The 11,468-nt window shown below is 43.7% G+C and carries 16 protein-coding genes; 11 read left to right on the top strand and 5 right to left on the bottom strand.

Annotation, left to right across the window (positions count from 1 at the left end):
- Positions 1 to 86 precede the first annotated feature (86 nt).
- The gene (locus tag ACFSUO_RS14135) at positions 87 to 551 is read left to right on the top strand and encodes a lysozyme inhibitor LprI family protein (RefSeq protein WP_382395209.1); all 465 of its coding nucleotides are present in this window, start codon (positions 87 to 89) and stop codon (positions 549 to 551) included.
- Between the two features lie 166 nt (positions 552 to 717).
- Here ACFSUO_RS14135 and ACFSUO_RS14140 read toward each other — a convergent pair whose 3' ends face one another.
- On the bottom strand, positions 718 to 2,067 hold the full coding sequence (locus ACFSUO_RS14140) for a YjiH family protein (protein ID WP_382395211.1): 1,350 nt from the start codon (positions 2,065 to 2,067) through the stop codon (positions 718 to 720).
- 310 nt (positions 2,068 to 2,377) lie between these two features.
- Between ACFSUO_RS14140 and ACFSUO_RS14145 the strand changes: the two genes are divergently transcribed.
- From ACFSUO_RS14145 to ACFSUO_RS14160, 4 genes are all read left to right on the top strand, one after another.
- The gene (locus ACFSUO_RS14145) at positions 2,378 to 2,680 is read left to right on the top strand and encodes a phasin family protein (protein ID WP_382395213.1); all 303 of its coding nucleotides are present in this window, start codon (positions 2,378 to 2,380) and stop codon (positions 2,678 to 2,680) included.
- Between the two features lie 151 nt (positions 2,681 to 2,831).
- On the top strand, positions 2,832 to 2,969 hold the full coding sequence (locus ACFSUO_RS14150; protein ID WP_382395215.1) for a hypothetical protein: 138 nt from the start codon (positions 2,832 to 2,834) through the stop codon (positions 2,967 to 2,969).
- Between the two features lie 116 nt (positions 2,970 to 3,085).
- Positions 3,086 to 3,376, top strand: coding sequence for a DUF5327 family protein (locus tag ACFSUO_RS14155; RefSeq protein ID WP_382395217.1), 291 nt, complete (start codon positions 3,086 to 3,088; stop codon positions 3,374 to 3,376).
- Positions 3,377 to 3,406: 30 nt separating this feature from the next.
- Positions 3,407 to 3,775 (top strand): DUF423 domain-containing protein, encoded by a 369-nt coding sequence (locus ACFSUO_RS14160; RefSeq protein WP_382395219.1) that lies wholly within the window; start codon positions 3,407 to 3,409, stop codon positions 3,773 to 3,775.
- A gap of 97 nt (positions 3,776 to 3,872) precedes the next feature.
- Here the strand turns inward: ACFSUO_RS14160 and ACFSUO_RS14165 are convergent, their stop codons facing one another.
- Positions 3,873 to 4,097 (bottom strand): hypothetical protein, encoded by a 225-nt coding sequence (locus ACFSUO_RS14165; RefSeq protein WP_382395221.1) that lies wholly within the window; start codon positions 4,095 to 4,097, stop codon positions 3,873 to 3,875.
- 230 nt (positions 4,098 to 4,327) lie between these two features.
- On the bottom strand, positions 4,328 to 4,765 hold the full coding sequence (gene gerQ, locus ACFSUO_RS14170) for a spore coat protein GerQ (RefSeq protein ID WP_382395223.1): 438 nt from the start codon (positions 4,763 to 4,765) through the stop codon (positions 4,328 to 4,330).
- 348 nt (positions 4,766 to 5,113) lie between these two features.
- On the opposite strand from gerQ, the gene ACFSUO_RS14175 reads away from it, so the two are divergent.
- The 5 genes from ACFSUO_RS14175 to ACFSUO_RS14195 all read left to right on the top strand — a co-directional run bounded on the left by ACFSUO_RS14175 (position 5,114) and on the right by ACFSUO_RS14195 (position 8,206).
- Positions 5,114 to 5,596 (top strand): DUF2975 domain-containing protein, encoded by a 483-nt coding sequence (locus ACFSUO_RS14175; RefSeq protein ID WP_382395237.1) that lies wholly within the window; start codon positions 5,114 to 5,116, stop codon positions 5,594 to 5,596.
- Between the two features lie 10 nt (positions 5,597 to 5,606).
- Positions 5,607 to 5,831, top strand: a complete 225-nt coding sequence (locus ACFSUO_RS14180) for a helix-turn-helix domain-containing protein (protein ID WP_382395225.1) — start codon at positions 5,607 to 5,609, stop codon at positions 5,829 to 5,831.
- Positions 5,832 to 6,598: 767 nt separating this feature from the next.
- Positions 6,599 to 7,405 (top strand): DUF817 domain-containing protein, encoded by an 807-nt coding sequence (locus ACFSUO_RS14185; RefSeq protein ID WP_382395239.1) that lies wholly within the window; start codon positions 6,599 to 6,601, stop codon positions 7,403 to 7,405.
- A 231-nt stretch (positions 7,406 to 7,636) separates the two neighbouring features.
- On the top strand, positions 7,637 to 7,849 hold the full coding sequence (locus ACFSUO_RS14190) for a hypothetical protein (protein WP_382395227.1): 213 nt from the start codon (positions 7,637 to 7,639) through the stop codon (positions 7,847 to 7,849).
- Positions 7,850 to 7,999: 150 nt separating this feature from the next.
- On the top strand, positions 8,000 to 8,206 hold the full coding sequence (locus ACFSUO_RS14195) for a hypothetical protein (RefSeq protein WP_382395229.1): 207 nt from the start codon (positions 8,000 to 8,002) through the stop codon (positions 8,204 to 8,206).
- 541 nt (positions 8,207 to 8,747) lie between these two features.
- Here ACFSUO_RS14195 and ACFSUO_RS14200 read toward each other — a convergent pair.
- Both ACFSUO_RS14200 and hemQ read right to left on the bottom strand, forming a co-directional pair.
- The gene (locus ACFSUO_RS14200) at positions 8,748 to 9,239 is read right to left on the bottom strand and encodes a YjdJ family protein (protein ID WP_382395231.1); all 492 of its coding nucleotides are present in this window, start codon (positions 9,237 to 9,239) and stop codon (positions 8,748 to 8,750) included.
- A gap of 160 nt (positions 9,240 to 9,399) precedes the next feature.
- The gene (gene hemQ / locus ACFSUO_RS14205; protein ID WP_382395233.1) at positions 9,400 to 10,143 is read right to left on the bottom strand and encodes a hydrogen peroxide-dependent heme synthase; all 744 of its coding nucleotides are present in this window, start codon (positions 10,141 to 10,143) and stop codon (positions 9,400 to 9,402) included.
- Positions 10,144 to 10,395: 252 nt separating this feature from the next.
- Between hemQ and pta the strand changes: the two genes are divergently transcribed.
- A complete protein-coding gene (gene pta, locus ACFSUO_RS14210; RefSeq protein WP_382395235.1) occupies positions 10,396 to 11,364 on the top strand; it encodes a phosphate acetyltransferase in 969 nt (322 codons plus the stop codon).
- The last annotated feature ends 104 nt before the right edge of the window (positions 11,365 to 11,468 follow it).

An 11,468-nucleotide genomic window follows, 5' to 3' on the forward strand; every position in this document is an offset into this window, starting at 1 on the left:
ATTTATTTGATGAAAATGTAATTTGGCGAAACCGCTTGGGCGACAAACAATTGCACTTTTCTACTAAGTTTCAATGAATAATTCAGGTGGAAAATTCTCCAGAAGATATGAGCGACACCAAGCTACAGGATCAGGAAGATAGTTCTAATAATGATGGAGAATCATTGAAGTCCAGTAATAGTAATAGTGAAATGACTAGGGGAAAAAAGGGAGAATATCTCAGGAAACTGAATGAAATGGAAGAAGCAGATAAATACGCTGAGGCTAAAACAACAACCTTAGATATGGAGAAACAGGAGGAGGAAAGGTATAAAAAATGGGATGAGGCATTGAATGAAATCTATGGCGTGTTGAAAGAAGAGCTTAGTAAAGAAGAGATGGATAAATTAAGAGAAGAACAACGAAACTGGATCAAACACAGAGATGAGGCTGCTAAAGAATCATCACTAAAATATAAAGGTGGTTCGTATGAATCATTGGAATATGTGGCTACGCAAGCAAGTCTAACAAAAGAAAGATGCTATAAATTAGTTGCACACTATATGAAGTGATCTTTCAACACTAACGAGTCATTGTTCTCCATTTGAAGTCATTCACCCAGCAACTTGCAGGTGACGATTTTCTCAACAGATAATTTTCAAATAAGTACTTATGTCACCTCACAAATAAACCCCCGGCGACTTCCCGGGGGTTTTCGTTTGGCGACAGCTGTCCCGCCTAAAAGATTAAGTGTGCAAACAGTGCAATAATCGGCAGTGTGATCAGCGTCCGCAGCAAGAATATGATGGCCAGATCCTTAAAGGACACCGGTACTTTGGAGCCGAGCAGCAGCCCGCCGACTTCCGACATATAGATAAGCTGGGTCACTGACAGCGCCGCAATAATGAATCTCGTAATTTCCGCTTCGATTGATGCCCCAATGATTGCTGGCAAAAACATATCGGCAAATCCAATTAGCACTGTCTCGGATGCTTCCTGGGCGAATGGAACCTGCAACAGTTCCAAAAGCGGAATGAACGGCATGCCAAGCCAGCTGAATACCGGCGTATACTCGGCAAAAATGAGTGCGACTAGCCCGAATGCCATAACAATCGGTGCAACACCCATCCACATGTCGAGGATGTTCTGCCCGCCCTCTTTAAAAAATTTATACACGCTTGTTTCGCCCTTTGCCCTATCCAGTGCTTTTCGATAGCCAAAGGTGAAACTATTGTCACCCTCGGGAATGTCTTCTTCAATTCCATCCGCTGCCTCGGAGACGTATGAGTTTGCTTTACGCGACAGCGGCGGGATCCGCGGCATAATCAATGCTGCAATAAATCCGGCAGCAAGTACGGTCAGGTAGAACGGGATGAACATGTGACTGAGCCCCACTTCACTGACGACAACCAATGTAAATGTGATGGAGACAACGGAAAACGTCGTACCGATAACGGCAGCTTCCCGTTTTGTGTAATAACCTTCTTGATACTGCTTGCTTGTCATTAGCACCCCGATCGTCCCGTCCCCAATCCATGAGGCAAGGGAATCAATCGACGAACGGCCGGGCAGTTTGAACAATGGCCGCATGATTTTCGTCATCAGTGTACCGAACAAATCCAGAAGCCCATAATTCATCAATAAAGGAAGGAAAAGCCCCGCAAACAGAAACACGGCAAACAATACATGCAAAAGGTCGCCCAGAAGCATCTCCCCAGTTGCCCCGCCGTGAATGGCTTCCGGTCCAATTTTGAAAAATACCATGACAGCAAATACTGCAGCAAGAACCCGCGTTACCACCCAAAAAGTGCTCGTATAGAACAGCTGCTGAAAAAAAGGTGTCCGCTGGAAGGCATCCGGCCCTTTCACCTTGGCGATCACCGTCATCACTGCCGTCACGATAATGATCACCATCATAATCGCCGACAGCTGTCCGGCAAGCAGTGTCTCAATCCAGCCAGCCATCACCGCAATTGGAATGGTCATTCCGTCATCGGTGCTAACCGGTGTCATAAATAGAAAAATACCAAGCAGCGACGGGACAAGGAATTTTAAATGATCGGCCAGACGGTATGATTGTTTCTCCATAATTCTCCCCCTAGAAAAGCGTTTTCCTTTTTCAAGTATAAAGGACTTTGCCACTCCTGACTAGCATGTTCCCGCCAAATTTACCTCCAACAAAGAAATACGAGGCATCGACTTGTTGAACAACCTCTAAAAGTGTCCATTTCTGCATAATGAACATCCCTCCTTCATAGAATCATAGTGTTCCAGAAGAATTTTTTTATTTCATTTGGTTTTTTATGTTTAATCTGATAAGAAACCGGGAAAATAGGTTAGGGATCATCTAAAAAAACAAAAACAATAACATACAATTTTATAGGAAGGGGGCTTCACCATGAGTGATTTTTTAAAGAAAGGGTTTCTCCTTGGGCTTGGTGCAGCACTGACCGGTAAGGAAAAACTGGAACAAAAGCTGCAGGAGCTTGTTGATAAAGGAGAATTGTCACAGGACCAGGCAAGAAGTGTCTTAAAGAATTTCACGGAAAAAGGCGAATGGAAAACAGAAGAATGGAACGCCAAGCGGGAAGAGCAAATGCGGGAGCTGGCTAATGACCTTGGACTAGCTACCAAAGAAGATATTAGCAAAATGGAAGCCCGTATAGCCGAACTGGAAACAAAAAGGGAAGATGAACGATAAATCGTGATAGGTGGCTCGTATTAAAAAGAAATATTGATTGTCTGTAAATTTTGTATTTTTTTAATTCCGTATTGATTCCCACCGTCATTAACGATAGAATGATAATAAGGGTTCATTAACGGTTACATTATTATAGGGGGAATGTAGCGTTATGGAGAGTTTGCTGAAGGTGCGGGAGAATACAGAAAAGCAGCTGGGCCGGAGACTGCAGGAGAAAGAGCTTGTCTTCTTGCGGTGGGTTTATGATCGTTACCACGAAGAAAAGCAAAAGAAGAAAGTCAATGTATAAGTGCAGCGGGGAATAGCACAGGGAAGTCTTGGATCACATCCAAGGCTTTTTAAATGGTTGAAAATAGGCTGTCAATGTTATACTGATGCCACAGCATTGGAAAAGGAGTGGCAGCGATGGCGGTGACGAACGATACAATCATGCAAAAGATGCAGAAGGAACTCACGCAGGCAAAACAGCTTTCGACCGATGAGACGGCCATGAAAAAACACATTGCAACTATTCAACTCTTATGCGAACTGCTGCTGGAAGAAGAGTCTACACCCACACCCGCAGTCAGCAGTGACATCACAGAGGCAGAAATGAAAGCAATGACCGGGAAACAGACACACAGCAAACCGCTCGATACAGCCGGAAAAATAATGGAACAAGACGGAGCAAATGGAGACTCGATTTTTGACTTCTAACATACACGGAAACAGGAGAGGAGTATACATATGAAGTTATTTCTGGTACTGGGGGCCATCAACGGTTTTCTGGCAGTTGCCCTTGGCGCATTCGGGGCACACGGGCTGGAAGGGAAAGTTTCTGAAAAAGCGCTCGGCACATGGGAAAAGGCTGTAAACTACCAGATGTTCCACACGATGGCGCTGATTGCCGTTGGGCTACTTCTGGCGAAAGTGCAGGGCAGTGGCCTTATGTGGGCAGGCTGGATGTTTTTCGTCGGGATCATTCTTTTTTCTGGGACACTTTATATTTATTCGGTAAGCGGAATAAAAACGTTTGCCATGATTACCCCGATTGGCGGTGTCGCTTTTTTGATCGGCTGGGTGCTGCTAGGCTATGCCGTTGTGAAGTATTTATAACAATAGCTTGGTAAGAAATAACCACACATTTTCCCTCTTGCATAAGGAAAACGAGGCGTTCGCTGCAGACGGCGAACGCCTCGTTTTTTCTCAGTCGTTAGCCTACCATAAACAGCAGAATAGTAGACAACACCAGGATCATGCCGGCTTTGATGAATTGTTTGATGCCGGCTATTGTGTTGTTCGTACTGGCATAAATGACGCCTTCACAGAATATGCTGAAGGCAATCATATATAAGCTGCATACCATGAGGATGGCATACCCTTGAATGATTGCCAGAATTCCCGTCACCACAGCAAGTCCGAGGGTTATGTGTTCCATACGTATGTATTTGTCATACAGATTCCGCAAACAAACCACTTCCCCTCGTACGAATGGTGCGTTTGGCCGCCGGGTGAAAATCAGGTGAGCCGTTCAAACTGATATATACAAATCAGGAGCCGAGGCGTTGGAGCGGAGCACCCTGGCATTTATCTGGCATGGCACTTCTGCCGGTTGCTCCGATAGACGCCTGCTCTCCTGGTGACGTTTGACGATTTAGGGGCGGCAGACTACCGCGGCGGGTACTGCGTCATCTGCCCCTCATCGCCATAAGGGTACTGATAATTTAATTCTTCGTTAAATGTAATGTAATCGAGGTAAATCATCAGCAGCAAATAACGTTTGCCTGTTTGCGGATCGCTGATAATGATATGATCTCTTCCAGCTGCCTCAATTACCCCTTTAAAGACCTTCGCGTTCCATTGATCGTTATTTTCGAATGTCATATAGACGGTCGCGACTTTTCCTTCATTCAGGCGCAGAATGTTTTCAATATAGGACTGTTCCTCAGGGAGCATCGTCTGCTGATTCGGTGTCTGTTGATTCGGTATCTGCTGCTGGTTTTGCGGAACTTGTCTTGGGTCATATGCTGGGTAGTAAGCGGGGGATGCTGGCGGATAGTAGTACGGGTATGCCTGATAAGGGTTTGTGTAGTAGTTTTCACTCATGAGAAAAACCTCCTGTTGTTAATATACTTTCGGGCATTCAGAGAATTCATTCTGTTTTGGCTTCCCGATTATATATATGTACAGAAGCTGTAAATGATGACAGATGACCAGAGGCAAATGTCCGTTATTTTGTGACAATTTGGGCGGGAATGTTGATTATGAAGACGCGGATTAAGTCGGATAGCGTCGTGTTTTTGGGAAGGCATGCTGGAAATGAAACCCCGCTGTTGAATGAGAAATGCCTTTTATCTTAGTCTGGAATTAATTAAACTCGATAACTATTTATTGAAAAACGATAAATTTTGTTTTACAATCAAGTTGAAAATAATAATTAACCGAGGTGCTTTTATGAAACGAGGATCAACACTCTTTTTAAAGATAGCTGTTATTCTTATTGGAATCCCAATTCTTGCTCTGTGTATATTTGTGGTGCCTGAGATAGCGGATTATGCTAAAGAATTATATCCGGATCTGGCTTATTTGCCATATTACGTTTTGATAATTATGTATGGAGCGGCAATACCTTTTTATTTTGCTCTGTTTCAGGCTTTAAAACTTTTAAGTTATATTGACAAGAACGAAGCTTTCTCTACAGTTTCCGTAGGAGCTTTAAAAAATATCAAATACTGCGCAATGACAATCAGCATTCTTTATGTGACAGGTATGCCATTTTTGTATCTTATGGGGGAGATGGACGACGCCCCAGGTATTATATTACTCGGAATGGTCATTATTTTTGCTTCAATGGTGATTGCCGTCTTTGCTGCTGTTCTCCAAAGACTTTTACAAGAAGCTATTAATATAAAATCAGAAAATGATTTAACGGTCTGAGGTGAAAACAATGGCGATTATAATTAATATTGATGTGATGCTGGCTAAAAGGAAAATGAGCGTAACGGAACTTTCCGAGCGGGTTGGAATCACGATGGCTAATCTTTCTATATTGAAAAATGGAAAGGCAAAAGCAATCAGGTTTTCAACTTTAGAGGCGATTTGTAAGGCCTTAGAATGTCAGCCTGGAGATATTTTAGAATACCGAAGTGATGAAGACAGCCGCGATATATAAAGGTGGGCGATTTAAAAGGAAAGATTGTTATTTGAAAAGGCTGTTGTGTTTGACGCAAAATATATAAACTGCGACACAACTGTTTGAATATTTTACTCCAATTTTATCGGAAACAAATGCTGGCTCCCTGCTTCGGAAAAATACTCCTTTCACCATTCCGGGTACTACCGCGACATCTGCTCAAGCTTCCTTTGGTCGCATTCGCAGTGTCTTCTTTACCGCGGGCACGGCTACAGTCTCCTCGCGGGAAAGCGAAAAAGCAGCCGAAAAGTCCGGGAGAGAGCTTCTCAAGGCCAAAAGTCCGCCCGAAAGCAGCCGAAAAGTCCGAGAGAAGGCTTCTCAAGGCCAAAAGCCACCCAAAAGCGGGCCGAAAAGTCCGAGAGAAGGCTTCTCAAGGCCAAAAGCCACCCAAAAGCGGGCCGAAAAGTCCGAGAGAAGGCTTCTCAAGGCCAAAAGCCTGCCCAAAAGCAGCCGAAAAGTCCGAGAGAGCTCTTCAACCTGCGAGGAGTGCGGCTCCGATGAACGACGAGCACCAAGTGTATTCCCGGAGCGGGGCGGGAGTCATAGCAAACTGCAACTAGTTTGCACTGTGTCGCAGTATAGATCAACTACGAGGCTAAAAAGCACCTTAACTTACAAAAAGCCCCAAAGGAAAAAATGAGAGTTCTTTTCCGTTGCTTCAATGTATCAAAATTATATAGGGGGAGTTACCCGTGAATTTAACCATTCAGAAGGATTCTCAGAAAAAAACAGTAGAGGCAAAGGTTATGAGAGCAATAAAACAACTCATTCGGTTTGGTTGGGAGCAGGCCCTATCATGTTTGTTTCCTGTCGTTATTTTTGCCTCTTTGGCCTTAACACAGATCGTACCGCTTCCCTTCTTGCCAAGGTATGACTGGCTGCTTATTATCTTCCTTCTGATGCAGTGGGGCATGGTACGTTCTGGGCTGGAAACACGGGATGAACTAAAGGTGATCACCTTGTTCCACTTGATTGGACTTACTCTTGAAATATTCAAGGTACATATGGGTTCTTGGTCTTACCCAGAGGAAGGATATTTCAAAGTTTTTGGAGTGCCTTTGTATAGCGGATTCATGTACGCCAGTGTAGCCAGTTACCTTTGCCAGGCGTGGAGGAGGTTGAAGGTTGACCTGGTTAAGTGGCCACCGTTTTTGGTAGTAGTACCTCTTGCAGCTGCGATTTATTTAAATTTTTTCACTCACCATTATTGGATTGATGTCCGCTGGTGGTTATCCGGACTTGTCATTATCGTCTTTTGCAGGTCTTGGGTGACATACGAGGTTGATGGAACGCGTTACCGTATGCCACTCGCACTTTCTTTTGTACTCATCGGATTTTTTATATGGATAGCCGAAAATATCGCAACGTTCTTTGGAGCGTGGGAATATCCAAACCAAACCGATGCATGGAGTCTCGTTCATCTGGGTAAGGTGAGTTCATGGCTTCTATTAGTAATTGTTAGCTTTCTTATCGTAGCGACGTTAAAGCAGGTGAAGGGGAAAACCACTAGGGTAGATACTGTTCAGTTTAATAACTGTAAGAACCCTCTTTAAAAAAGTCGCATAGTAAGGAATAAGTAGTTCACTTACGGTCGAGAAAATATAAAAACACATTACGTTTAGTGTACTAAATCACATTGTATTTAGTACGCTATTAATTTTTTACTGTTAACGGGCGCTAATCTTGTATAAGGGAATAACGCCCTGATTTTTTCCGTTGGAATTAGAAAAGTTGAACGGCCTCCCTTTAAACGTGGTATAATAAATAAAGGATGGTGATTAGCTATGTTTGACAGGAAAGAATTACACCGGTTGGTGGACGAACTGCCAGAAGAAAAATTACCCCGAATGGGTGACTTTTTCCGTCATTTATTTGATGAAGAAGAATTGGAATTGAACGATGAGACAAAAAAGCAAGTAGACGAAGCCCGTGAGCGCGTCAAAAACGGGGAATATGTTACACTGGATGAATTATTAGAGGAAACTCGGGATGTATGAGCTAAGGGTAGATAAGCAAGCGGCCAAGTATCTTAAAAAGTTGGATAAACCAAATCAAAAGCGATTAATGGGCGCCTTGACGGAATTAGACATGGCGTCCATTCTGACATAAGGGCGATTTAATCGGTGCGAAGAGGGAGTGACAATGCAGTGGATGAAAATAAGGGATACAGAAGATTTAAGATTATATTTCACTCATTTATATTAATCGCCGTTGCCATTGGAGTAATCATTGCCTCTTTTACGGGCTGGAGTGAAATGGACCGAGCATTGCTGTACCTAATATTAGGGATTGTAATTGCTGCTGAAAGTATATTTGGATTATATAAGAATTTAAGGCACAGATCGGCACAATAAGGTATTCAATCATTGGGCGCGCTTCTGGAATAAAACTCGCGTCCTTTCTTGGCTCAACGTGCCATATTGTTGAATAAAGTTTTTTGGAGGTGTTTGAATTTAAGAAAAAGATAATCAAAGCTATTATAGGGCTGATATGCAGCATTGTTATTTGCGTTTCTGGGGCGTCTGAAATATTGACTACGAACACAATATCAGGAGTATCGTTTGTCCCTACAATACTTGCGCTAGGTGGTTTTATTAGCATTATTGGGTTTATCATTGAGCTAAAAAAGATAAAAGTTACTCATACAAACGAGTGTAGCAATTAAACGAGTGTTTTTCCGAATCTGGCGCAAATTAGGTATAAGTAATTTTAAAAAGAGGTAGGTTACTGATGCTTTTAGGACGTTTGTTAATGTCTCTTATACCAGGGATTGTTACATTATTGATTACGTGGTGGTTCAAGAGAATGAACTCTTCCTTATTTGTACGAATAGTTCGCGGCAAGTGAACTATTTATAGTAAGGAATCCGACTTTTTTCTTTAATTAACGCATCCGTTAGTTTACAACTTCATTAGAATTCCGATTTAACATTCGAAAGTAAAAAAGTACGGCAGTTATCGTGCAAACCCCACCACTTAAGACCCAAATGTAAAATAGGATTTGCCCTCCTGGAGTAGGGGAGTTGAAGCTAAAATAGCTTAGGAGAAATAATCCTCCACCTAGAAATGAGAGATAATACGTAAACAATCTATGCTGTCTTCTCAGGAAGTGGTATCCAGTAAGAATGAACAAATATAAACTGCTTATTATCATAATGACTGGAAAAGTGGGCTGAAATTTCGCAGCGTATATAAAATGGTCAAGTTGTAAAATTTGGTTACTGCTTTGAATTTCACCATATAACAATTGAGAAAATGGTGTTGAATACTTCCATTCCCAAGGGTCATTTAAAATTGCACTACCTTCGTACCAAGCCGCAACAGTGGAGAATAACAACAATATAGATGCAACGCCTGCCTGTGGTAAAAACCGAAACACTTTCAACACCCCTTAACCTTGTAAAAATCCATCCGAATTAATGAGTATAACTGGAGGCAAAGAACCATCATATTTTTGAAATAAAGATGGAAGCCAAAAGAAAGAGACCTAGAGGAGCTTCCCCTAAGCCTGTTTTTGTGTTTTATTATGTTGCTCCACACATCTCCGTTTACACGTGCAAATAATCGTCCATGTCGTCTTTGGCGAGATGGTTTCCGACATAAAATGCACCAAATTCACCGTACTTGGCACTCACTTCGTCAAAGCGCATTTCATAGACAAGTTTTTTCAGCTGGATCGCGTCGTGTGCAAATAAGGTCACACCCCACTCCCAGTCGTCGAAGCCGAAAGAGCCGGTAATGACCTGCTTCACTTCGCCAGCATATTTACGGCCGGTTTTAGAGTGTTCATACAACTGTCTTGCCCGTTCTTTGAAAGGAAGTGAGTACCAATTCTCATCTCCCTGCCGCCGTTTGTCCATCGGGTAGAAACACATATGCTCCCATTTTGGCAAAATTGGATAGAGCCGCTCTCTTGTTTTTGGGTCATCTGCGGAACTATTGCCACTGTATTGGGAAAGCTCGACGACAGAAACATAGGAATAAGCCGGCTGCAGGAATTCAGCCAGTTTAGATTTGTTCAATTCGGTTTCGAGGTCAGTCAGCTCGTTCATCGTTGGACGCAAGATCATAAGCATCAGGTCTGCCTTCTGACCGACGACTTTATACAGCACGTTGCTGCCGTTTTCTTCCTTTTCCACATCTTCCCACTTTGTCAGCAGGTTCTTAAACTCCTGAATCGCTTCATCGCGCTCTTCCTTGGAAGCTAATTTCCACGATGTCCAGTCGATTGTGCGCATATCATGCAGGCAATACCAGCCATCCACTGTTTTAACTGCTTCTGCTGCTGTCATAAACGATCACTCCTCCAATTGCAAATAGATAGTTTTCCGGTCTGGTCGGGGCGGAACAATAGACAACCTTTAAGTCCCGCAGCTTGTTTCGTACATGTTTTAACTATATCATATTTAGGGTACGATAAGCATGAAATCAGATTCATGTCACCGTTCTGTCAGAAAAAGCGATGGCAAAAACGTGAAAGCTGTTTTCATATGAACACGATTGAATTATGCTATAGATAGATACTTGTATAGGAGGCGCTCGCCATGAGCAATCTTTTTGATACTATAGAAGCGAACTTGAAGCAAGCAGATAAACGTATTGTTTTCCCTGAAGGATATGACGGGCGGATTCTGGCTGCCGCAGACCGCCTTAGCAATGCCGGAATTCTGACACCGATTCTTTTGGGAAATGCGCATGACATAAAGCAGAAAGCGGATGAAGCTGGTGCTAATATATCCCAGTGCGAACTGCTTAACCCGAACGACGCCGCAGATTTCGATGAAATGGTTGAAGTATTCGTCGACCGCCGCAAAGGCAAAGTGACCGCTGACGAAGCAAAAATTATCCTCCGTGACGAAAATTATTTCGGCACCATGCTCGTACATATGGGCAAGGCGGACGGACTCGTCAGTGGAGCGGCACACTCAACCGCAGATACGGTCAGACCGGCATTGCAGATCATCAAAACGAAAGAAGGCATCAAAAAAACATCCGGCGTGTTTATCATGGTTCGCGGCGATGAGAAATACGTGTTTGCCGACTGCGCCATCAACATGAGTCCCGACAGTCAGGACTTGGCGGAAATTGCGGTTGAAAGCGCCAATACCGCTAAACTGTTTGACGTAGACCCGCGCATCGCCATGCTCAGTTTTTCCACCAAAGGATCCGCCCAGTCGGAGGAAACCGAAAAAGTGGTCGGGGCGCTGAATCTAGCCAAGGAGAAAAGCGCTTCCCTCGTAATCGACGGCGAATTCCAGTTCGACGCAGCTTTCGTCCCGGACGTCGCCGCCAAAAAAGCACCCGACTCCGTGCTGCAGGGCGACGCTAATGTCTTTATTTTCCCAAGCTTGGAAGCGGGCAACATCGGTTACAAAATTGCCCAGCGTCTCGGCGGCTTCGAGGCAGTCGGCCCAATTCTGCAAGGACTGAACAAACCGGTAAATGACCTGTCGCGCGGATGTAGCGCCGAAGATGTCTACAACCTGGCACTGATCACCGCTATGCAGGCATAAAGATTTGGCAAGAGCGTACAGCTGGGACTGTGCGTTTTTTGTGCGACGGGCAGTCGCACCTAGTGTAGATTACTACACTGAACTAACTTTTAAAGGATTGGAGT

The sequence above is a fragment of the Lentibacillus juripiscarius genome (assembly GCF_042685205.1).
Lineage (GTDB): Bacteria > Bacillota > Bacilli > Bacillales > Amphibacillaceae > Lentibacillus > Lentibacillus juripiscarius.